Origin of the sequence: Neobacillus terrae (assembly GCF_011393025.1) — a bacterium.
Taxonomy (GTDB): Bacteria; Bacillota; Bacilli; order Bacillales; family Cytobacillaceae; genus Neobacillus_A; species Neobacillus_A terrae.
Genome location: NZ_JAAOEO010000010.1, coordinates 1 through 20853 on the forward strand (window position 1 = coordinate 1; position 20853 = coordinate 20853).

The window sequence follows — 20853 nt, forward strand, 5'->3', positions numbered from 1 at the left end:
CAAATAATGTCTAATAAGCTATTAATAGAGCCTCTTGAGGATAAACTCTATTCATTTACCAGTTTAAAAGTTCTTAAAAAGCTCTCTTGAGAACAAACGGAATCCATTATTGGGTTGAATGATCTCAATAACACAAAAAATATTAAACTCCTGTGTCACTCTTTTTCCCTCTTCAGCTTTTTCTGTGAATTTGCCTGCTGTGTATTCCCGATTTTTTTCTCCTATGGCCGGGACATTTCAAAGACCCCCAACGTGCCTTTATCTAAACTTAAAATTTCTTTAACCACCAATTTACCCTGCCTTGCGGTATCTTTTCATGATGAAAAACTCATCAATGGTAAAAAGGTTTTCTTTCATCTTCCTCAAGTTTCACTAAAGCAAATCCATCGTTTCATGGACTTTTACCAAACAAGGAAAGTCTTGTCCTGGCGCTTTAATAATTTCCTAGTTGATCTCCCTATTAATACTTCAACAAATATGAATTTCCTCCTTCATTATTTTTCCAGTTACATAATCTTAAGCTGCTCTGCTTTAAGCTTACGGAAAGTTCAGGTAAAATATAAATGAAAGCGCTACAGCAAATCCACTTAGGAGGAAGATAAATGAGTTTTTCAAAATTGGTTTTTCCGCCACTAAGCTATACAGGCTGGGGTTCGCTTGAGCTGCTAGTCCCTGAGGTGGAAAAATATGAACCTAGAAAAATACTTGTTGTAACCGATCCTATGCTTGCAAAAATCGGCCTTGTCGAACGGGTTACTGTTCCTTTAAAAGACCATGGATACCAGGTGACAGTTTATACGGACGTTGTTCCGGAACCACCACTGGAAATTGGCGAAAAACTGGTCTCTTTTACAAGAGAGGGTAGATTTGAAATGGTGATTGGTGTAGGCGGCGGAAGTGCTCTGGATTTAGCTAAGCTAGCCGCAGTATTGGCTGTGCATGAAGGACCTGCTGCAGATTATTTAAACTTAACAGGCACCAAAAAGGTGGAGAAAAAAGGGATTCCTAAAATCCTCATTCCTACCACATCAGGAACCGGTTCGGAAGTAACCAACATTTCTGTTCTTTCACTTGAAACAACCAAAGATGTGGTAACTCATGATAATTTACTTGCGGATGTCGCAATAGTGGATCCAGAGCTGACAGTTTCAGTCCCTCCGCGTGTAACGGCTGCCACAGGTATTGATGCATTGACTCACGCAGTAGAAGCCTATTTGTCAGTCAATGCTAGCCCGATTTCTGACGGTTTAGCTCTTCAGGCGATCAGGCTTATTTCTCGTTCGCTTCGTAAAGCAGTAGAAAACGGCAGCAATAAACAGGCCAGGATTGATATGAGCCATGGAAGCTATATTGCTGGCCTCGCCTTTTTTAATGCAGGAGTTGCAGGTGTCCATGCCCTTGCCTATCCACTCGGAGGCCAATTCCACCTTGCACATGGAGAGTCAAACGCAGTCCTGCTGCCATATGTAATGGGCTACATAAGAAACAGCTGTCCAGCTAGAATGGCAGATGTCCTAAATGCTTTGGGAGGAAACTCAAATTACTTATCTGAAGAAGAAGCATCCTACAAATGTGTGGAAGAATTAGAACGAATTGTAAAAGATGTCGGCATTCCTGCAACATTAGCAGAATTCAATATTCCTGAATCGGCTCTTGAAAGCTTGACCCAGGATGGAGTTAAGCAAAAAAGGCTGCTTGCCAGAAGCCCTTATCCTTTAAAAGAGAATGATATTAGAGAGATTTACAGAGCTGCTTTTGAAGGAAAGTTAACCGAACCAACAATGAAAAGTGAGCAAATAACCATTTAAATTTTTGCAGAAAAAAATGCACCCTCCCTGGGTGCATTTCGTTTTTAGATACTTTTCTTCATACCGCATTGCCTGCATTCTCTCATGAAAATTCCATTTTTAACTGAACTTTTAAAAAGAGTATTACCACATTTATCGCAGCGACCGCTATTTTTATCAGGGAATTCTTTAAAGTCATAGACAATATTTACATCGATTTCTTCAGGCTCTAATAATCTAGCCATGGATAAAACCCCTTTTCTAAAAATCACTCTTTTAATAATACCGTATTTTAAAAGATTTATAAATCACTACTTAACAAACTCCATGCTTCCATTCGTTTTATCAATAATTTCAAGATCTTTTGGAATATGCAGATACAAAACAGTTGATCCTCCGTAAATGGAAGTATTGTGACTGAAAAGATGTTCATTATTAAATTGCGCAACCGGGAATGGATTTTGGAATTGGTAAAAGTCCATTTTCAATTTCTTCGGCTTTTTTATTGTGAGTGTATTTGCTTCCAAAATCATTCTGGGCTTATTTTTAAGACTAGTTATATCAGTATTATTCATCGTAGATTTCGATCGATAATATACCACATCTATGTTATCCTCATTTGAATCTTTTCTTTCTACAATGATCTGGGTATCAAGGGTGTTTTCTGTTTCAACTAGAAGTTTTTGCTCCGTGTAATGAAAGCTCCATTTTTTGCCGATACATCCCAAAATGCACTCTATCTTTATTTAAATAATCACATTGCGGGCATTTCAAAAAACTTTCCCCCCTTAGTGTAGTGCATTTAATTTCATTGAAAAATTGTTATTTAACATCCATATATATACGTTTCCATGACCATTATGAATTTATTCCGTAATCAAATAGCCCCGTTTTTAAAAAGAAATAAAGAATTCCTCGATAAAGGAACACTGCATTAAAGTTAATTTCTCTTTTCACTCTGAATAAAGTAGTGAATCGGACGATTTTCTATATTTCCGAATTGCTTCTTCCGTGTCTAGTGCCTCTATAAGGAACACACTTCCTATCTTCTCGTTATTTTCGACCACAGAGCTGTCCATAATCTTGATTTCCCGCTCAACCTTTGTAAAAATCCACTTCATTTTCGACACCAACATCCCTCCGCACCTTTGATCGCTCTTGTAAAATTCCTTGAGGTGTGTCTGGTGTCCGCGCATGATAGTTTCAATCTCCACCTTGGGACGTTCATCCAATATCACAGGATTAAAGTAACAAAACATAAGAACTGCATCATATATTATCAATTTGGCCGGATTTTTTGGTTTAATGTATTAGAAGACAGTTTTCACTGAATTTTCTTCCGACGAGGCTACCCATACGTGATAGGCTTTTTGTAATTTTGGTTAATCCCTAAATACCTTTAAATTTTATAAGGAATAAATCAAATTAAAAACCCCCAAATAATTTTGGAGGTTTAAATTTTGTAATTATCAAGTTTTTTTTCTTTTACTTCAAAAGCACTTTACCAATATGTGTTACGTTAATTCTGAGTAAATTTCAACCTACTCATTTTGAAAGTGTTTTATGCTTTCAAACTGCTTTTCGACTTCATCATTAAAAACAGCAGATATTGCAGGTGTGGTTGTGAACTCTTGAAAATGCTGGCTTGCCTGGGCTTCCGCTTCAAGCTTGTAAACATATTCCTGGGCTTTAGCCAGGCCTTTTGAAGCCCCTTCAAATTGAAATGCTGATAGCATTTTCTGTCCCTGCTTAATGGCTTTAGCTGCATGAACCTTAGATTCAAGATCCAATTTCCTAAATTGGAAATCCTGATAATTTGCTTTTAATTTTTCAATTTGCTCCACAAGCTTTGCCGTGTTTGCTTTTGTGATTGCAGCCTGGTCGCGAAGCATTTGTACTTTTGCTTCCTCTGAAATTTTTTCCTGAAGGGCGATTTTTTCTATTGTGTCTTCCCCTCTCGATACTGCGAGTTCGGCCTGGTTTGTTCGCTTTGCAGCATTTTCTTCTGCAGCAGCGATTAATATTTCATACTTTTTCTCCAGATAGAATTGATGGGATAAAGCTTTCTTGGCCTCCTCCACCTGTCCATCCAGTTCACGCAAGTGATGCTGTAGCATCGTCATGGGGTTTTCACACTTATCCAAAACTTCGTGAAGATCCGCTGTGATTAAGTTTTTAATTCTTGTAAATAGAGTCATATTATTTTCCCTCCAATTTTAGTTTGCGTTCCCATTCATCCAAAAGCTGTGCGTTCATTGAGTTTTCATAAGAAGTTGGTATAAATTCAGGCACTTTGATTTTTTTGCCAGAACGAATCTTTTTCACTAACCAGTAAGCTAGAAAGACGATAAGAATAACTGGTAGGATTGGCAAAACTCCGACGAAAATAAATAGATTGCCAAGTCCTTTCTTCCCTTTCACTCTGCGCAGATACCAGCCAAACAGCAGGGCAAATAATCCGCCAAATCCCCAAAGGAGAATGCCTCCGTCCTCACCGTGATGTCCATCCCGATGTTCCATCATTTCTCCGCGACTCTGGTCAAATTTTGGCCCCTGCTGACTAAATTTCTCATCACTTTGGCCCAATTTTGTATCCTGCAGGTCTTTATTTCCATTTTGATTTCCGGAAATTGAACCCTGCCGGAATCCACCCAGGGCTGCTCTTCCACGATCCTGAAGTGATTTAATATTAAAATCACCTTCAAAATCCTTGCCTATTTGGAAAGTATCCTGAACAAAACCTTGTGCCTGCTTTGGCACGGAGAGATTATGTAATGACATCCTCCCAATAATGGAGGCAAATAGGACCCCTCCACCGATCAGCACTATTAACCCAATCCCCAGGAAGAACCACTTCCAGCCTTTTTTCTTCTTCTCTTTCACTTCATCATCCCTTTCCTCTTGATATTAGGAGTATAAAATAGAAAAGAGAAAAAAAAGTGAAAAATAGGCAATCAATAAATCTTTTTAAAAGTTTATAAAATACTTTTATACATTAGCCAAACCAAAAAAAACTGCCACTTATATAGTGGCAACTGTCTGCTGGGAAAGAGGAATTCGCACGATAAATTCACTTCCCTGTCCTATTTCACTTTCAACTGATATCGCACCTTCATGAGCGGAAACTATCCAATGGGCAATTGAAAGACCTAGGCCTACACCGCCTAATTGACGGGAACGATGCTTATCTGCGCGATAAAACCGATTAAATATCTTCTCCAGATCTTCAGGTATAATGCCTAAACCAGTATCTATTACGCGCAGCAGCCAATGTTTGTCTTTTACCTCTAATGTTAATGATACCTGGCCATTCAGAGGTGTATACTTAATTGCGTTATCTAATAAAATGTAAAATAATTGCCTGAGCTTTTCAATATCTCCCACTACATGCAGTTCGGGAAGAATATTGGACGTCACGTTAATATTTTTAGTTGCGGCAACTGGCTGTATAGTACGGATGAGCTGCTCTGCTAAAGGAGCGATATCGAATTTCGTTAAGTTCAAATTTAAAGCACCGGAATCAACTCGTGCAAGTGTTAATAAGTCTCCCACTAGTTTTGTCATGCGTTTCACTTCATCTTTCATATCCTTCACCACTTGCTGTGAGTAATCAGAAAAATGATCCTCTTCCTCTAACTCAAGGACTTCAAGGGAGGTATGCATGACGCTTAAAGGTGTTCTAAGTTCATGTGATGCATCTGCGACAAATTCACGCTGGCGTATGAAAGAATGACGTACAGGAATCATAGCTTTATTTGCCATTTGGTGGCTGACCCATAACGCAACAAGAAAGAAGAAGAGAATTAATCCTAACAGAATCCATAAAAAAAGATGTAGCAGCTTTTGATGTGATGTTTGATTAATCCCTACGTAAACAATTTCTTTTACTTGATTTCCTTGATAAACTGGCTGGCCGGCAAACAGGATATCAATGTTGTGATTTTTAAAATGGCTTCCTTTATCATGCTTTTCCCCTCTTTCAGGAGGAGGCGGAACGGAAAATTCCTTTGATTGTATTTCTCCCTCACTAGGGATCCAACCTCTGATTCTATCAGTAATTTCGGATTGAATAGGAGCTATTCGGCTATTTCCTGCCAGCTCTTCGCCTGACGAATTGATAATTGAATAATAAAAGAGTTCCTCATTGCCTGACATTAATGAATCTTCCCGCATATTACCAGTGTCGGTATCAACATCTTTTTGATAGTAAACCGTTTGATTAATCAAATTCTGTAAAGTCTGCTTTTCCTGATATGCCATTACAGTATATAAAAGCAAATAGACAATCCCAGCGAAAAGGCAAAGAAAAACAATCAGCAACCCACTATTATAAAGTGTTAAACGCATTTGCGTCCGGTTTAACAAATCCCCGCCAAACACTCTTTTTACAAATTTGCGTAAATTATCCTTCAAGTTTGTACCCTACCCCTCGAATACTATGAATGATATCCGCATCCAGTTTTTTTCGCAGCAGCTTAACGGTTGCATCCACAATTTTATAGGATACATCTGCATCATAACCCCATATACGATCGAGGATAACCTCCCTTGTCAAAACCATCCCTTTGTTTTGCAGCAGCAAATCCAGCAATTGAAATTCCTTTTGAGAAAGTTGAACCTCATTTTCCCTGACCTCTATGTTCCTATTCGTCCGATTCAGTGTAAAATGGCTAAATGATACGGAATCCTCCTGAATGGGAGCAAAATTACGGCGGGACAGCGCCCTGATACGTGCAAATAATTCATCCATTTCAAACGGTTTTACCAAATAGTCATCCGCTCCCGCATCAAGTCCTTCCACCCTATCCTGAATGGCATCCTTTGCGGTTAACATTAAAATAGGGCCGCCGTATCCTTCAGACCTGAGCTTCCGGCAAACTGAAATCCCGTCCATCACCGGCATCATCCAATCCAGAATCACTACATCATAATGAGAAGCTAGAGTAAAATCATAAGCATCCTCTCCTTGCTCAACCCAATCGACACGGAAGCCTCCCTTTTTTTTCAGCATATGTGATATCAGCTTTCCAAGTCGTGTATCATCTTCGGCTAATAGGATATTCAAATAGCTTCCCCCTCTGCGATTCGCTTTTTCAATATATTTTTCTCAGCAAGCTCGAAAATTCCCCATACTGCCAGCGTGCCAATAGCTGGTCCAATAAAGGATCCCCCTGCATGAATCAGAAGGGCAGTCAGAGAAGCATTGCTTACCCAGAAATGTACCTTTTTCGTGTATTTGTTTTTTAATCGTCTGATTAAAAATCCATAAACTCCAACCGTTAAAATAAGGATAAATGCGGCTATCCCATTTAGAACACCTTTGTTTGTTAGCTTTTCCGTAATAAGATAATACGTGCCGTGAGATATACCGAGAATTAAAATAGCATAACCAATTACATTATGCACACGGAATACTGCTTTTGAAAACTTTTTTATAAAAGGAGAAGGAGATTTTAATTTTTTCTTAAATCTTACTAAAGAATAAGTAATCGCCCCTCCTATAATGGACATGGTACCAAACCAATTGAAAATTTCGCGAAGAGAATTTTTCTGAAAACGTTGACCTTTATGAGCGAGATCGCCTGACTGCTGTGGCCCATGACCTGAACCACCGGTTGGTGATACATAAAATTCATAAGCTATTAATGCACCACAAAACACTAAAATAATTGTTGCAGGAATATATACTTTCCACTTTTTCATCATTATCAACTCCGAATATTTGGTAAGACCATCATAGAGGTGAAAAGTGAAATAAAAGTGAAAATAACAGCGGCATTTGATAAAAAATAACAAAAACAATCTAATGTTTTCCAGTATGTTTTTTGATTCTTCTTTTAAGCCTCTTACGTTTATTTCCTTTAACTTCCCATCAATGAAGATTGTTTTACATCCTTATAATGAGGAACTACTTCACTTAGAATAATCCTTAATAATCCTTATTGGCTTCTCATTTGGTAGTAAATGCTTGTTCATTCAAAATCACATCAAAGGAAGCAAAAAGCTGGCAAACTTCACCCATTTAAAATATGTCACTTCTGGATTCAATCCTTTTGGTCTTAATTCACCATTTTTGGAATTGGCAGATAATCGGGGTTCATCAATTTCAGATAGCCATTCAAACATAATTACTCCTTTGCGTTTGGTTTATTACATATTTGGAGTTTATCTTATTCTACTAAACAGCCACGTTAGTCGAATAAGAAAAATGCTTCCCAAATCCTAGTAGGAAAGCGTTTGTTATGTTTCTAATAAGACTCATACGAAAAATTTTTTAATGATACCTGACCTCCACTCTTGCACTTAGTGGTCCCATTAAGAACAGATAAAACATACTTAAGGCAGTAAAGGGGACACTGAAGCAGGAGATGAAGATTGTGTGTAAAACCATGGCGGTGGGGCAAATTATGTTGTGGGAATGGTGCAAACGCAAGCCAAGATGCCAACAAAGCTACGAACCAAGGCGGCAGTGATGTTAGTGAAGCCGTGGGTACTGTTGGCGGCGGTGCTGCGGGTGATATGGTAGGTTCTATTTTTGGACCACTCGGTACTGTTGCAGGCGGTCTTGCAGGCGGTGCGCTTGGAAACCAAGTTGGTGAAGGTGCCGAAGGGGATAAAAATGCTGCAGCTACTGTTAATATTTGTTTGTAATAATTACAAACAGCTTCATCAATATGAGGATTTAAAAAATTCATTAGCATATCCTGAATCCTAAGCTCTGGCGAGTCTACTTGTTGACTTAACACAGGATATACTTTAGGTTGTGCGAGAACTTCAAATGACCCAAAGGTAAAAAAGGATATGATAAAGAGCAGTAGACCCAATGTTTTCAAAATAAATTCACCTCATTTCTAATTTTCCCAAATAGAAATGAGTTATCAATTTCTCTTTAACTAAACTGCCCGTTTGTTCAAGATCGTTTACGTTCTTAAACATTTTAATGCATTTATTAAGTCTATAATTCTATAACTTTGGCAATAATTCCACTTAGAAGCTATATAATAGGAGGAATTCACTTGTTATTATCTGAAGCTTGGAATACGTACGAAGCAAATAAACGAATTGAGGGTTTCTCTCCTTATACACTAAAAGCCTATGGAATACAGGCTAGGCTGCTAACACGTTATTTCAATGATTCAAACATAATTACTCTAAATACACATAATCTCAAAGATTTTCTCGCGAAAACTGGGAAAAACCTAAAACCCTCGAGTTTGGCACACAGAATCCGATTCATGAAGTCATTGTTTCGGTGGTGCCACGAGGAAGGTCATATATCCTTTAATCCAGATGCGAAAATAAAAGAACCAAAAGCGGAATGAAAATCCCGAAGTTTTTAAACGAAAAGGAGATTGAACTTTTAAGGGAGGCTTGTACTAGACCTATAGAAAAGGCCCTATTCATTCGAATTTATGTTTTCTACAGGATGTAGGATAGGAAAGATTATTTCACTTGATTCTAATTTCATTAATTGGTCTTATCGCTCAGTAATCGTTAGAGGAAAAGGAGATAAGGAAAGGGAGGTCTATTTTAATATACGAGCTGAAATTTGGCTAAAGCTATACATAGACGGACGTCTTGATAAGGACCCAGCCTTATTTGTAACAGAACGGAGTCCTCATAGAATGAGCATTGACCAATTGAGATATGTGATCAAGCGAATATCAGGTCGTGCTCGTATTAACAAGGAAATTCATCCCCATCAACTTAGACATAGTTATGCCACCCACTTACTAAACAATGGAGCACCTGTTGAGGTAATTCAAAGTCTTTTGGGCCACGAAAAAAGTGAAACCACTCGGATTTATGCTCAACTAAGTGGGAGGCAGAGACAGGAATTTTATCAGAAATTTTTCTAACTAAGATGAAAAATCTAGCACTTGTACTTTAATTTATATCCAACAGTTCTTTTTAGTTTTTGTCCTTCAATCTAGCAGGAAACCCATAAAAAGCACAGAATATCCCTGTAATTCGTGTTAATAGAAGTTAGCCTGGTTCATGCAACGAATAAAAAACTCCTAAACAATTTCGCTTCTGTTAAATCGAATCATAGTGTGACTTTCAAAAATTCTTTTGCCTTTTCAGGTATTAAATGAGCGTTAATTCTTAAAATAAGCGTTAATCCTTCTTGGACTAACGCACCTTAGTAAATTAGTAAATTAAAATAAGAAAAGCAGAGATTTCTCTCTGCCAGATTAATTGCGATTATATTCTTTTAGCGCCGATATAGCGAGGTTTCCAGTATGTATTGCTAGTAGATGCGATGGAAACTCCGTGAGAAGTAGCAGCTTGAATCATTTTACCGCTTCCCATGTAGATTGCAACGTGTGTTGGTCTTGAAGCTCTATTAGGAGCAAAGAACATTAAATCACCGACAGCTAGACTGCTAACTCTAGTTCCTTTTGTATACATTTCGGAAGCAGTACGAGGAAGTGTTTTGCCTGCCTTAGCATAAGAGTATTTTACTAGTCCTGAGCAGTCAAAGCCTCTTGGAGTTATACCGCCCCAAACATAATGAACACCCAGATTTGATTTAGCGACAGCAATTGCTTTTGTATGATAATACGCAGCTTCACTTTTATGTGGTAATAGTGTTGATGTTCCAGTGGCAAGGGTTGCAGCAAGAATTCCGATAGATAAAAGTTTCTTTAACATTGTTGTATTCCCCCTGTTGTTTTCTTCTAAACCTAATTTACAAGATTTGTTTAACAGGAAGATTTCACCTGTGTTACAATTACATTTCATGCCCTAGTAAATTTATCCGAAAATTTAACTCGGAAAGAATTCCATAGGCTCCTGGCATTGCACATATCCATTTTTCTTATAGAAGTTTATAGCATAATCGCTTGGCCAAACGATTACAAATTCATATTTTTCGTCTCTCACCCATTCGTTTATGGTTGATAGTAATATACTTCCTATACCCTTATTTCGATAATCTTTTAAAGTGTAAACATTTGTCATAAATGCAAATGGTCTCGTAATTCTTCCAGGCCTGGGTACTTTTTGTATTAATTCTGTGTATATATGAGAAACAATTCTTCCATTATCCTCTGCAACCCAAATAAACCATTCCTCACTATTAAGAGCACTTTCTAAAAAATTACAGCACTCTTCATAAAAAGTTTTATAATTACCTTCATCTATTCTTTTTGCTTTATGATCCTCATAGGTAAAATCCCATCTCATTCGAATTAATTGATCAATATCTTTTGTTTCAGCCAGTCTGTAAATCATAATTCCTCCCTATGTATGTTTGGATGTTTAAAAATATTAAATTCCATAAACAAAGAGGTTTTCCTGCTTTTGCTAAAAATAATAAAAGGCGTGATAATATTATCTCACGCCTTTTTGAAATATTTCGATTAACTTTCAAAAACTTTGGTTACCATCCATTCGAGCATTTCTTTAGTATATTTAAAAGCATAGTGGAGATGCAGCCGTTCTGTCATTTTATGTGCATCCTTGCCGTATGGGCCGATATTGATTACAGGGATATGCATTTCAGCAAGTATATCCATTGGTATATAATAGCCTTTGTTCCATAGTGGCATATTACTTGTTATTTCCTGGATGTCTTGTATCGGAGAAGCTGTCACATAGCTTAAATCACAAAGCCCAGGGAAAAAGTTTTGATGTTTAAGATCTAGATTGTGAGTTTTTCTTGCATATTGGATCAGTTCAGGGATCCACTCTTTTGTATCTTCACTGGAATTCACCGGTGGATAAAATGGCGGTGCAATAAATGGGACGATCATTGGTGCTAGTTCCTTACAGTAAAGTGCTAATGTATCAATCAATGAAATCGTTTGTTCTCTGTCATCACCGCGATTTGGATTGCTTAATACCCAAGCAAAGAGCTCGTTTATTTTTTCTTGTCCGAGTTTTTCCTCTGCATACTCTAGCAAGCTTTCAAAAGATAGGACTTGAATGTCCATCCCCTTAGACTGTTGATAAGAAAAAATTTCCCTTTGTTTCGTAACCTTCTTTTCGATTTTCCTTGCAGCTTTTTCTGCAATCCCCATTAACTCATTTTGAACCTGTGAAAGTGACTTTTTAATAAGATATAAATTAAATAAGGTAACGGACCGATCCGGTATTTGGACAGAGTATTCTTTTTTCAAATCCTTCTGTAATAGATTAGTAGGTGGCGGAGTTCGTTCACCATCTACATTTTCACAAAAATCTGTGTTAAGTTCCATATCACAGGTAATCATTGATGTAAGGTAGTTGGAATTTAACCCTTCAAACGGTTCTCCTACATGCGTTTCCTTGCCCATACAGTAAAAGCCAGGCAGCAGCTTGCCCAAAGAACCAGAATAAATATATTTATTCTCGTCACCTGGATAACTAGAAAACATGGGCTCCGAATTAATGCATAAACGATAGTTTAGCTTGTACTGTTTTGTCAGCTCATTAACGATCGGAATGGCGGTTCTCATTCCAACAGAGTTGGCCTCTTCATCGCATACTGTTAATAGAAGAACATTTCCGTTAAAGTGACCTGCAGCCGCTTTTTCAAGTAGGGACATATGAAGTGCAAGTCCACATTTCATATCCATAGTGCCCCTGCCAAATAGCCACTCCCCGGATTTCAAATCCTTCTGGATTTCCTCAGGAAATTGTCTGCTTTCTGTATAAAAAGAAGCAGTTAATTCATCAGGATTAAAAGCAAGATCTTTCCATGCTCCATAATCCTCTATGGCAACAACATCAAAATGACTTAGTAGGATAACTGTATCGCGGCAGCCTTCCTTTTTTACCAGAGCACTCAAAATGTTCCTGTTATCATTTGTTGCATGGAGTTTTAGTTGCTCTGGAAACTCCCGAAAATAAGGCAGCTCCTGTAACATTCCATACACTTCGTGCCCAAAGCGAACCTCTTGCTCCGATCCTGTAATACTTGGGATTTTTACTAAATCATTTAGGAGATCCTTCATTTGCTGAGGTGTTTCCCATTTCATGGACAAGGTATCGTTCAACTCCCTGAAACAATCTTATGAACGCCTTACGGAAACATTCAGACGCTTTTCTAATAGACTTAATAAATAGGAAAAGATAATGACCATTGCCAAATAGTAGAGTCCTACAACCATATATGTTTCTAGCTGTCGATAATTCGATGCTGCCTCGCTTAAAGCCGAACCCCATAATTCTGTCATTCCTACATATGCAACCAGGGATGAATCCTTTAAACCAATAATGAATTGGTTCCCCAAAGATGGAATTGCTCGTTTGAAGGCCTGAGGTAATATAATTCTCCTCATCGTCATGGAATAGGACATCCCGAGTGAACGTCCAGCCTCCATTTGTCCTTGATCAATAGATTGAATCGAACCTCTGAATATCTCTGCCAGATAGGCACCATTATGAATGGCCAGAGCAAGGGCTCCTGCCCAAAATTGAGAAAATGTGATAATCGAAGCCATCCCAAAATAAAGTATGGCAATTTGTACAATAAGCGGAGTTCCACGTATCAACCCTATATAAATCTTCGCTGCCCCATTCATTAATTTATTCGAAGATATACGAAAAAATGAGAAAACGAGGCCAATCACACTTCCAATAAGAAGAGAGGTTACTGTTAACTTTAAGGTGACCCCTGCTGCTTTCAAAAAGACTTCATAATTGGATAGTAAAATATCTAAAATCGTCCTCACCCTTCCTATTAAATTAACAGGGTGCCTAAATAGACACCCTTATTTTCTTATTTCTGTTCTAGGATATTTCTGCCGAACCACTTGTCGCTGATTTTGTCATAAGTTCCATCTTTGATAATTTCATCAAGAGCTTTATTAATTTTCTCGAGGAGTGCCTTATCCTCTTTACGAACTGCAATAGCCTGATTATCCTGTGACAAAGGCTTTCCAAGATCTTTTATGTGAATAGCCTTCTCTTTTATTACTCTGAAGCCCACCATCTGATCCGTAATTACAGCATCGAGCCTTCCTGTTGGGAGATCCATTAAAGCAGTTAAATCACTATCATACTCAACCACTTTGTCGGAATCGGTAAGAGTTCTGGCAGTATCCCCGTATGGACTTTCCTTTACTACCCCAATCTTTTTTCCTTTTAAATCGGAGACCGAGGTAAGTTTTTTGTTATCGGCCATAATAAATACCTGGGAACCTGAACGGTAATAAGGATTGCTAAAATTAACTGTTTTCAGCCGCTCCTCTGTAACGGTCATACTGCCAATAATGGCATCATATTTCTTTGCCAGCATACCCTGAATCATCGTTTCCCAAGGGTTCGTCACCGGTACAGGCTTCATACCCATTTTTTTGGCTATGGCTTGGCCAATTTCTACATCAAATCCAGTCAGCTTTCCATTTTCTTTAAAATTAAAAGGCTTGAACAAACCGCTCATTCCATACCGGAATTCCTTCTGGTCGGATGTTTTTGCACTATTGCCTTCTTTTTTAGAACCACAGGCTGCCAGGAATATAGATAACATTAGGACAAGTGCAAATAAACTGATTGAATATCTTCTATTCACGTTAACTCCCCCTTTGTTTTAAAGAATGCAGCTTAAAAATTGCTTTGTTTTTTCGTGCTTTGGATTTTTGAAAAACTCAGCCGGATGGCCTTCCTCAAGAATATTTCCATCGCACATGAAGACAACCCGGTCTGCTACCTCCCGTGCAAATCCCATTTCATGCGTAACCACCACCATTGTCATGCCTTCATTTGCCAATTGTTTCATTACCTGAAGAACTTCACCAACTAACTCTGGATCAAGGGCAGAGGTTGGTTCATCAAACAGCATGATCCGCGGTTCCATTGCAAGGGCGCGGGCAATAGCTACCCGCTGTTTTTGGCCGCCTGAAAGCATATCAGGATAGACAGCTGATTTTTCCTTTAACCCTACCTTTTCAAGTAGTGCAAGTGCTTTTTTCTTAGCTTCCGCCTTGTCCAATCCTTTGACATGAATAGGTGCTTCCATTACATTTTCAAGGACCGTTTTATGGGGAAATAAATTAAAATGCTGAAAAACCATTCCTACTTCTTCTCTTATTTTGTTAAGGTTCGTTTTAGCTGGTTCAATATTCTGTCCTTGCAAGTGGATTTCTCCTTGGTCGTATAATTCAAGAAAATTAATGCATCTAAGAAGGGTACTTTTGCCTGAACCACTCGCCCCAATGATGACAACCACTTCTTTTTCCTTAACTGTTAAATCAATAGCTTTAAGGACTTTGTGAGAACCAAATGACTTATTTAGGTTTTTAATTTCAATCAACTCTTCCACCTCCCAGTTCGAAAAATAGTAAGATAACAAAAAGTCTCTTACTTTATTTTATGGATGGATTTTCATATAATGACTTTTTTTATAGAGATATAGAATTGCTCCGGAGTCTATTCCAAGGAACAAAAAGCGCAAGCGCCCTGTTCAGATGATGAAAGGCTAAATACGCCACGTCCTGTGGCAACGCCTTTCTGACCCACGTCCTGTGGGCCTCCAACAGGCATAAGACGAATCACGTAGTCATCCTCGGAAAAGCTAAAGCTTTTCCTTCGTGCGATGCGGATGCTTCCGAAGCTTTTCCTTGTCCTGATTTCTGAAGTGATTTGGCTTATGACCCGGAGTGGCTGGGCGCTGAAGCTAGATTACAATATCCTAGTTCAGTGTGATCCACAAGTTAAAAATCGGTAACTTTCTAAACGATAAAAAAGCACCGAGGGAATTCCCCGGTACTACAAATAGACTCGTCTTATTAAGATTTTAATCCATTTTCATATATTTTCAGATTCGCGTGGATGGCGGTTAATACAGGTAGTTCTATATCTTTGTCTTTCGCCTTTTCTAATAGGTACCCAAAAAAGTGGTCAGCTTCAATTGATATATTCTTTTCCATATCTCTTTGAAGAGATGACTTCATTCCATAACTAAGTTCATTCATCCTGTTAAATTGTGCTGCTTCAATTTCGTCGGCGATGGGTGCACCAACAGCTCGCATAATCGTAGCTGTTTCCTTCAAAACGTTTTTAATAGTTTCAATTCCAAATTCCTGATCCCTGATAGGGCCGATTGGCGAGCGGTATAAGGAAGTGACCCCGCTCATAGTAACTATAAATAAGTACTTATGCCACATATCCTGTTCAATATTGTCCGACAGTCGGAAGTCCGATTTCGTTCCTGAGAAGGCCTCCTGCAGCCTAAGAATCCTGTCTGTTTTTTTGCCGGAAAGTTCTCCAAAAACCAATTCATGAGAAGGACTAGTCTGTATAACTTTGCCCCCCTCATCAAGTGTGGTTTCGATAAAACACAAACCACCGATAACTTGGTCCCTATCAAAAGCAGCCTTGAGCTTAGGCATATGAGCAATACCATTTAATAAAGGGAGAACCATTGTGTCCTCACCAACGTAGGGCCGCACACTTTCTATTGCACCCTCGAGCTGATAAGCCTTTGGTGTTAAAAGAACTACATCAAAATCCCCGGCCTCTTCCCCGCTTAGTAAAGTCTTTGGTTTTAATTTGAAGTCACCCTTAACACTTTCAACAATCAAACCATCACGATCAAGCTGCTGCATTCTTTTTTCCCTCACCAGGAATGTTACATCTTCCCCTTTTTCTACAAGGCGGCCACCGAAATATCCTCCAATAGCTCCTGCACCGACAACTAAGATTTTCACTCAATTTCCTCCTTTTTAAATTAAAAATGACACTGATTTTTCTATGAATAAGATGGTCATTAGAACTCTGTTAACGATTGAGGATCGAAGAAAAGACACTAAAACTGTTTTCAACGTATTCTCTGATTTTTTTCCATTCATCTTTTTCTTTACGGAAACTTTCTACAAAAAGTAATTTTACCTCTGTCATTTTCCCGTCTACTTCAAAGCTTACCCAAAAGACAGCGACCCCTTCTTGCTGGTTATTGATTTCAACTAAAACATCCTCAAAGTGCCACTTTGGGTTTCTTCCTTCATACATTTGAAAGGCCTGTTTCCAGCCTTCCGCTGCTTCTTTATATCCCCAATCGGATGTGAGCGCTTCTGGTCCAGCCCACCTGACTTTTAAATCTTTTGAAGAGTGAAAGGACATACTTGTCGCATTTAAACTATTCCAGGAAGCTCTATATCCTAAAAGAAACTTTTTAAAATCATCCAATAAAGATTGTGTCATTCCTTTACCTCGCTTTTTAAACTTTATTAGATTACTAATTCCTCAAAAAATCCTAATGCCCTTCTTCTTTTTTTATTTGAAACAATTTTTTCGCAAAGAAAAACGCTCTGGTATCCGGTAGAGTTGATGAAGGACACTTTGAGCGTTTTATTAAAAGGTTTGGTCTTTTATAGAGGGGATGAAAGACTTTTTTAGAATTTCATTAAGTGATTTGGTCCGTCATGAAAGAACACTTGGTTAATGGATTGGTACATAAGGTCGTTCTACTACGCCTGTTGCTGCATTAATATAAACCCATTCTTCTTTTCCTTCAAAGATATAGACCAGGACGTAGTCAGCGGAAATCGGGGAGTAAATAATACCCTTCCTTATTGCGTTGGCTTTTTTACCTGTAATTTTTGCAGCCTTTGTAGCTATTGTTGCCTGATTTAATAATTCCTTATAATCTTTATTGAAAAACTCGTTTGATTGCAAGGCAGGCTTTCCAGATAAACGATAAAACTCTCCGCTTCCGGCATCTAGTTCAATAGTAAAGTTACTTCCCATAGGCTCCAGCAGCTTATTTTCTCCCGTAACAGGAATGTAGGTGAATCTAAAAATGTTTGGTTCATCTGGGCTTTCGGTGTTTCTCTCGATTTTAAAATGACTCTTTTCCCCGTAAATTGCTTTAAGCATTTTATCTGCTTTATTCATCAAGACATTCACATTCATAGGCTTCTTATCATTTAAACTATGTGAAATATTATCGGCAGAAATAATAAATCCCGTAAAACCGTCAATTTCACCATCATAATCTTTTCCGCTATGTTTCAGCTCAAAATGATAAACTCCATATCCATCATTTGACGGGATTGTTTTTTCTAATACTACTTTGGCGTCTTTGTCATGAAATACTTTTCTTATTTTCTCTTTTAACCCATTCTCTTTGATTAACTGCATCTCATTAGGCAGCTTATGGTATCGATTATAGAAATAAGTGAGCTCATTTATTTTATCAATAGATGCTGAAACTCCTGCTATATCTAATATTTCAAAATAAGAACTATATCCATGATGAAATTTTCTATATTCCTTCTCTGTCATTTTAAAAAGAGTTCGAGACTGTTTTTGAAAAAGCTCTATTGTTTTACGGTCTGTTTCATCAGTTAATCCCTGGTTATATCGTTCATTTAGTATCCTGGACATTTCATCCAACTCTTGGCTATTTACCAGAATAGTACTTTTATATTGGCTCCTTTCAATCCAGTTTAATTCATTGTCTAAATCACTTATATCTGAGGCCGAATACGATAACATTTCTCTGCTGAATTCATTATCATAAGGATTATGAGAAATATCTTTAAGTGTCTCGCCATATTGATAAATCTGATTCAAATGATCAGCTACTTTCTCACGATTGTCAGCATACTGATTTATAGCAGTAACGATAATAACCAATGCTAACATGGCAGCTATCCATTTCATCCTACTCAGTCTGAAACGAAGTCGAATCCGGTCATCCGCTTCCTTCGGTAGTTTCTCTTCCTCTAATCTAATAGGAAGATCCGTAAAGCCGATGCCTTTTTGGTATAATTCACTGCAGTGGCTGCATGCCTTTAAATGTTCTTCAACTGCAAGGCGATTTTCCGGCTTTAATTCATTCTCTTCATATAAAGGATATATATCCTCAACAAGGCTGCATTTTAGTTTCAATTTTCGTCCTCCTCCCCTTCAAGATAAAATTGCTTGAATTTCTTCTTTGCACGATGAATCCCAACCTTAACATTTCCTTCAGATTGATCAATGATATTGGCAATTTCGTTTAGTGAAAAGCCCTGCTCCCTCAATGTTAAAAGAGACCTTTCTTTTTCAGTCAGTTTTTGGAATGTTTGCCTTATTATCATTTTTGTTTCCAAATCCCTTGATATGGCGCTTGCCCTAAGCTCCGGTTCAGCATAAAAGATCTCATTCTGTTGTGAAAATTTCCTGGCATTATTCAAATAAGTGTTCCTCGCAATTTTAAAAAGCCATGTTTTAAGGGAAGACTCGCCCCGAAACCGTCCAAATCCCTTGAAGGCTTTAATAAACGTATCATGCGTCAATTCCTCCGCAACGGCCTGGCTGCGGCACATATTGCGGAGGTAATGGAATACCGGATCTCTATATGTTTGATACATTTCTTCAAGTGGATCTGACATGTCTCTCTCCTCCCTCTGTTAATGACAAATGAAAATGGAAAAGGTTACAAAGAATTTTAAAACCTTCTTCTTTTATTTCGGAGGCTTTTCCATTTTTGTTGATGGGCACTTTTAACCCTTGATAAAAGAATATTAAACCCAATCCTTAACAGACGAAATATTTGACATTGTATACGATTGAATGTGTATCCTTACAATAGAATAATAGGAGGAATTTACAATGACAAAATATGCATTTGTAACAGGAGCGAATAAAGGGATTGGATATGAAATTGTCCACCATTTAGCTGAAAAAGGTTATCAGGTATTTTTAGGAGCCAGGAATAAAGAACTTGGGGAAAAAGCAGTACAAGCTTTAGGATTTTCAAATGTTTCTTTTATTCAAATTGATCTTACGGACACACAATCTATTCAAAATTCCTTAGAGGAAATACTCAAAGAAACAGACCAGTTAGATTTACTTATAAATAACGCGGGAATCTCCCACAACCATCAGTCTCAACCTAGTGAATTAGATTTGAAAACACTGCGCCAAGTCTTTGAAGTGAACTTTTTTGGCACATTCCAAATCATTCAAACCTTTTTACCTCTAGTTAAGAAAGCACAACGCGGAAAAATAGTTAACGTCACTACCGATATGGCCTCACAAACCATGTTTGATAATGGTCAGACTGCTCCAATCAATGCATTAGGCTACAATTCATCAAAAACAGGTGTTAATTCTTTAACACTGGCCTTTGGTAAGGAATTTGGTAATAAGGGTCCTGAAATTTTTGGTGTTACCCCTGGATTTACAACTACAGATTTAAACGGAAATGCGCCGGGCGGTAAGACAACTGCCGAGGCAGCTCAAATAATCACGGAATATGCATTAAGCGAAACAAATTATAACGGGAAAATACTCGACAAGAACGGGATTATTCCTTGGTAATAAACAATAAATTCATATGAACCTGAATTTAATAAACTTAAAATAAAAGACCAAATGTTGAGCTAAACATTTGGTCTTTTAATCGTCGAATTATAGGGGCGGGAAAAACATACGGGCTGTACCGAATATAGGTAATGGAAAATTACGAAGGTATAATCGCACTAATTTTTTTAAAAAAGAACAATCCAATCTCTACCCATAGCAAGCTATAAAAGAAAGCAAAAATAAAAATGCTGCCTGCTGTATTAATGGAAAATGAATCAGAAGCAACCGGTCCTAAGACAGGAAAGTGGAAAAGGTACAGGAGAATCATAATCCCTAACGTTAAGGCGGTTCCACTTGCTGCAATAATACTCAATCTCTTTTTGAAAAATAAAAAAGCTGCTCCTGCTCCAATTCCTAATAATCCTGTAGTAAAGGGAAACACGAGGAGTTCACTTGGCTGAAGAATGAACAGAAGCGCATTTGTCAGTAAATAAGCCATTGCCCCAATAGGAAAGGAAAACATGGAACAAATAAGAATGGGTGCAGTCGCCAGTGGGCTAATAAGATAACCTATTCCAGGCAGAAAACCGCCAAATGACTGCAGTACAGCCGCCATACAAGAAAAAAAGGATCCTATAACAAGCCTTTTCGTTATTGAATATTTTTGAAATGTACATTGGGCTATCCGAACATCATCAAAAATGGATTTAAAAAAATACAATGTCACACCCTCTTCCAAAAGGTAGTATTGTTATAATTCAATTTATTAAAACACCACGCCTCGGAACTTTTGTTGAAAATTAGCAATGAAAAAATTAAAAAGGTAAGAGCATAATCCTCAGTG

23 protein-coding genes and 1 pseudogene are annotated in these 20853 nt (G+C 37.9%); 4 read left to right on the plus strand and 20 right to left on the minus strand.

Translation table 11 applies throughout. The features are described from left to right. Positions 1 to 602: 602 nt before the first annotated feature. Positions 603 to 1808, plus strand: a complete 1206-nt coding sequence (locus G8761_RS15020; protein WP_166028080.1) for an iron-containing alcohol dehydrogenase — start codon at positions 603 to 605, stop codon at positions 1806 to 1808. A gap of 44 nt (positions 1809 to 1852) precedes the next feature. Here the strand turns inward: G8761_RS15020 and G8761_RS15025 are convergent, their stop codons facing one another. The 9 genes from G8761_RS15025 to G8761_RS15065 all read right to left on the minus strand — a co-directional run bounded on the left by G8761_RS15025 (position 1853) and on the right by G8761_RS15065 (position 7913). Next, positions 1853 to 2032, minus strand: coding sequence for a DUF8096 family protein (locus G8761_RS15025; RefSeq protein ID WP_166028082.1), 180 nt, complete (start codon positions 2030 to 2032; stop codon positions 1853 to 1855). Between the two features lie 66 nt (positions 2033 to 2098). Further along, a complete protein-coding gene (locus G8761_RS15030) occupies positions 2099 to 2515 on the minus strand; it encodes a hypothetical protein (RefSeq protein WP_166028084.1) in 417 nt (138 codons plus the stop codon). A gap of 225 nt (positions 2516 to 2740) precedes the next feature. Further along, complete coding sequence (locus G8761_RS15035) at positions 2741 to 2917, minus strand: hypothetical protein (RefSeq protein ID WP_166028086.1); 177 nt, start codon at positions 2915 to 2917, stop codon at positions 2741 to 2743. A 411-nt stretch (positions 2918 to 3328) separates the two neighbouring features. After that, positions 3329 to 3985, minus strand: a complete 657-nt coding sequence (locus G8761_RS15040; protein ID WP_166028088.1) for a PspA/IM30 family protein — start codon at positions 3983 to 3985, stop codon at positions 3329 to 3331. 1 nt (position 3986) lies between these two features. Then, positions 3987 to 4670 (minus strand): hypothetical protein, encoded by a 684-nt coding sequence (locus G8761_RS15045; RefSeq protein ID WP_166028090.1) that lies wholly within the window; start codon positions 4668 to 4670, stop codon positions 3987 to 3989. A gap of 138 nt (positions 4671 to 4808) precedes the next feature. Then, positions 4809 to 6200 (minus strand): sensor histidine kinase, encoded by a 1392-nt coding sequence (locus tag G8761_RS15050; RefSeq protein ID WP_166028092.1) that lies wholly within the window; start codon positions 6198 to 6200, stop codon positions 4809 to 4811. Further along, a complete protein-coding gene (locus G8761_RS15055; RefSeq protein WP_166028094.1) occupies positions 6190 to 6852 on the minus strand; it encodes a response regulator transcription factor in 663 nt (220 codons plus the stop codon). Before G8761_RS15055 ends, G8761_RS15050 begins: the two co-directional genes overlap by 11 nt. Next, positions 6849 to 7493: a hypothetical protein gene (locus tag G8761_RS15060; RefSeq protein WP_207789230.1), complete on the minus strand. Its 645-nt coding sequence runs from the start codon at positions 7491 to 7493 to the stop codon at positions 6849 to 6851. The genes G8761_RS15055 and G8761_RS15060 overlap by 4 nt, the downstream gene beginning before the upstream one ends. Before the next feature lie 276 nt (positions 7494 to 7769). Beyond that, positions 7770 to 7913, minus strand: a complete 144-nt coding sequence (locus G8761_RS15065; RefSeq protein WP_166028099.1) for a hypothetical protein — start codon at positions 7911 to 7913, stop codon at positions 7770 to 7772. A gap of 249 nt (positions 7914 to 8162) precedes the next feature. Here G8761_RS15065 and G8761_RS15070 point away from each other — a divergent pair, with 249 nt between their 5' ends. Together G8761_RS15070 and G8761_RS15080 are read left to right on the plus strand one after the other, a co-directional pair. Continuing rightward, positions 8163 to 8438, plus strand: a complete 276-nt coding sequence (locus tag G8761_RS15070) for a hypothetical protein (protein WP_166028078.1) — start codon at positions 8163 to 8165, stop codon at positions 8436 to 8438. 365 nt (positions 8439 to 8803) lie between these two features. Further along, positions 8804 to 9646 (plus strand): annotated as a pseudogene (locus G8761_RS15080) (tyrosine-type recombinase/integrase). Between the two features lie 346 nt (positions 9647 to 9992). Here G8761_RS15080 and G8761_RS15085 read toward each other — a convergent pair. From G8761_RS15085 to G8761_RS15130, 10 genes are all read right to left on the minus strand, one after another. Next, positions 9993 to 10442: a C40 family peptidase gene (locus G8761_RS15085; protein WP_166028101.1), complete on the minus strand. Its 450-nt coding sequence runs from the start codon at positions 10440 to 10442 to the stop codon at positions 9993 to 9995. Positions 10443 to 10556: 114 nt separating this feature from the next. Continuing rightward, positions 10557 to 11024: a GNAT family N-acetyltransferase gene (locus G8761_RS15090; RefSeq protein WP_166028103.1), complete on the minus strand. Its 468-nt coding sequence runs from the start codon at positions 11022 to 11024 to the stop codon at positions 10557 to 10559. 128 nt (positions 11025 to 11152) lie between these two features. Next, positions 11153 to 12751: a M20/M25/M40 family metallo-hydrolase gene (locus tag G8761_RS15095; protein ID WP_166028400.1), complete on the minus strand. Its 1599-nt coding sequence runs from the start codon at positions 12749 to 12751 to the stop codon at positions 11153 to 11155. Between the two features lie 33 nt (positions 12752 to 12784). Continuing rightward, positions 12785 to 13438: an ABC transporter permease subunit gene (locus G8761_RS15100; RefSeq protein WP_166028403.1), complete on the minus strand. Its 654-nt coding sequence runs from the start codon at positions 13436 to 13438 to the stop codon at positions 12785 to 12787. A gap of 56 nt (positions 13439 to 13494) precedes the next feature. Beyond that, positions 13495 to 14286: an ABC transporter substrate-binding protein gene (locus G8761_RS15105; protein ID WP_420800259.1), complete on the minus strand. Its 792-nt coding sequence runs from the start codon at positions 14284 to 14286 to the stop codon at positions 13495 to 13497. A gap of 18 nt (positions 14287 to 14304) precedes the next feature. Continuing rightward, on the minus strand, positions 14305 to 15027 hold the full coding sequence (locus G8761_RS15110) for an amino acid ABC transporter ATP-binding protein (protein WP_166028105.1): 723 nt from the start codon (positions 15025 to 15027) through the stop codon (positions 14305 to 14307). Positions 15028 to 15502: 475 nt separating this feature from the next. Further along, positions 15503 to 16423 (minus strand): 2-dehydropantoate 2-reductase, encoded by a 921-nt coding sequence (locus G8761_RS15115; RefSeq protein WP_166028107.1) that lies wholly within the window; start codon positions 16421 to 16423, stop codon positions 15503 to 15505. Positions 16424 to 16493: 70 nt separating this feature from the next. Further along, positions 16494 to 16916, minus strand: coding sequence for a hypothetical protein (locus G8761_RS15120; protein ID WP_166028109.1), 423 nt, complete (start codon positions 16914 to 16916; stop codon positions 16494 to 16496). Between the two features lie 237 nt (positions 16917 to 17153). Continuing rightward, positions 17154 to 18608, minus strand: coding sequence for a zf-HC2 domain-containing protein (locus tag G8761_RS15125; protein ID WP_166028111.1), 1455 nt, complete (start codon positions 18606 to 18608; stop codon positions 17154 to 17156). Continuing rightward, the gene (locus G8761_RS15130; RefSeq protein ID WP_166028113.1) at positions 18605 to 19093 is read right to left on the minus strand and encodes an RNA polymerase sigma factor; all 489 of its coding nucleotides are present in this window, start codon (positions 19091 to 19093) and stop codon (positions 18605 to 18607) included. The genes G8761_RS15125 and G8761_RS15130 overlap by 4 nt, the downstream gene beginning before the upstream one ends. A gap of 220 nt (positions 19094 to 19313) precedes the next feature. On the opposite strand from G8761_RS15130, the gene G8761_RS15135 reads away from it, so the two are divergent. Beyond that, a complete protein-coding gene (locus tag G8761_RS15135) occupies positions 19314 to 20024 on the plus strand; it encodes an SDR family NAD(P)-dependent oxidoreductase (protein WP_166028115.1) in 711 nt (236 codons plus the stop codon). A 142-nt stretch (positions 20025 to 20166) separates the two neighbouring features. Here G8761_RS15135 and G8761_RS15140 read toward each other — a convergent pair whose 3' ends face one another. Continuing rightward, positions 20167 to 20730: a YybS family protein gene (locus tag G8761_RS15140; protein ID WP_166028117.1), complete on the minus strand. Its 564-nt coding sequence runs from the start codon at positions 20728 to 20730 to the stop codon at positions 20167 to 20169. Between the last annotated feature and the right edge of the window lie 123 nt (positions 20731 to 20853).

Coding starts and splice junctions, on each gene's coding strand:
- G8761_RS15130 (WP_166028113.1), bottom strand. CDS start 19,093: ATGTCAGATCCACTTGAAGAAATGTATCAAACATATAGAGATCCGGTA.
- G8761_RS15085 (WP_166028101.1), bottom strand. CDS start 10,442: ATGTTAAAGAAACTTTTATCTATCGGAATTCTTGCTGCAACCCTTGCC.
- G8761_RS15065 (WP_166028099.1), bottom strand. CDS start 7,913: ATGTTTGAATGGCTATCTGAAATTGATGAACCCCGATTATCTGCCAAT.
- G8761_RS15090 (WP_166028103.1), bottom strand. CDS start 11,024: ATGATTTACAGACTGGCTGAAACAAAAGATATTGATCAATTAATTCGA.
- G8761_RS15020 (WP_166028080.1), top strand. CDS start 603: ATGAGTTTTTCAAAATTGGTTTTTCCGCCACTAAGCTATACAGGCTGG.
- G8761_RS15040 (WP_166028088.1), bottom strand. CDS start 3,985: ATGACTCTATTTACAAGAATTAAAAACTTAATCACAGCGGATCTTCAC.
- G8761_RS15135 (WP_166028115.1), top strand. CDS start 19,314: ATGACAAAATATGCATTTGTAACAGGAGCGAATAAAGGGATTGGATAT.
- G8761_RS15025 (WP_166028082.1), bottom strand. CDS start 2,032: ATGGCTAGATTATTAGAGCCTGAAGAAATCGATGTAAATATTGTCTAT.
- G8761_RS15095 (WP_166028400.1), bottom strand. CDS start 12,751: ATGAAATGGGAAACACCTCAGCAAATGAAGGATCTCCTAAATGATTTA.
- G8761_RS15060 (WP_207789230.1), bottom strand. CDS start 7,493: ATGATGAAAAAGTGGAAAGTATATATTCCTGCAACAATTATTTTAGTG.
- G8761_RS15120 (WP_166028109.1), bottom strand. CDS start 16,916: ATGACACAATCTTTATTGGATGATTTTAAAAAGTTTCTTTTAGGATAT.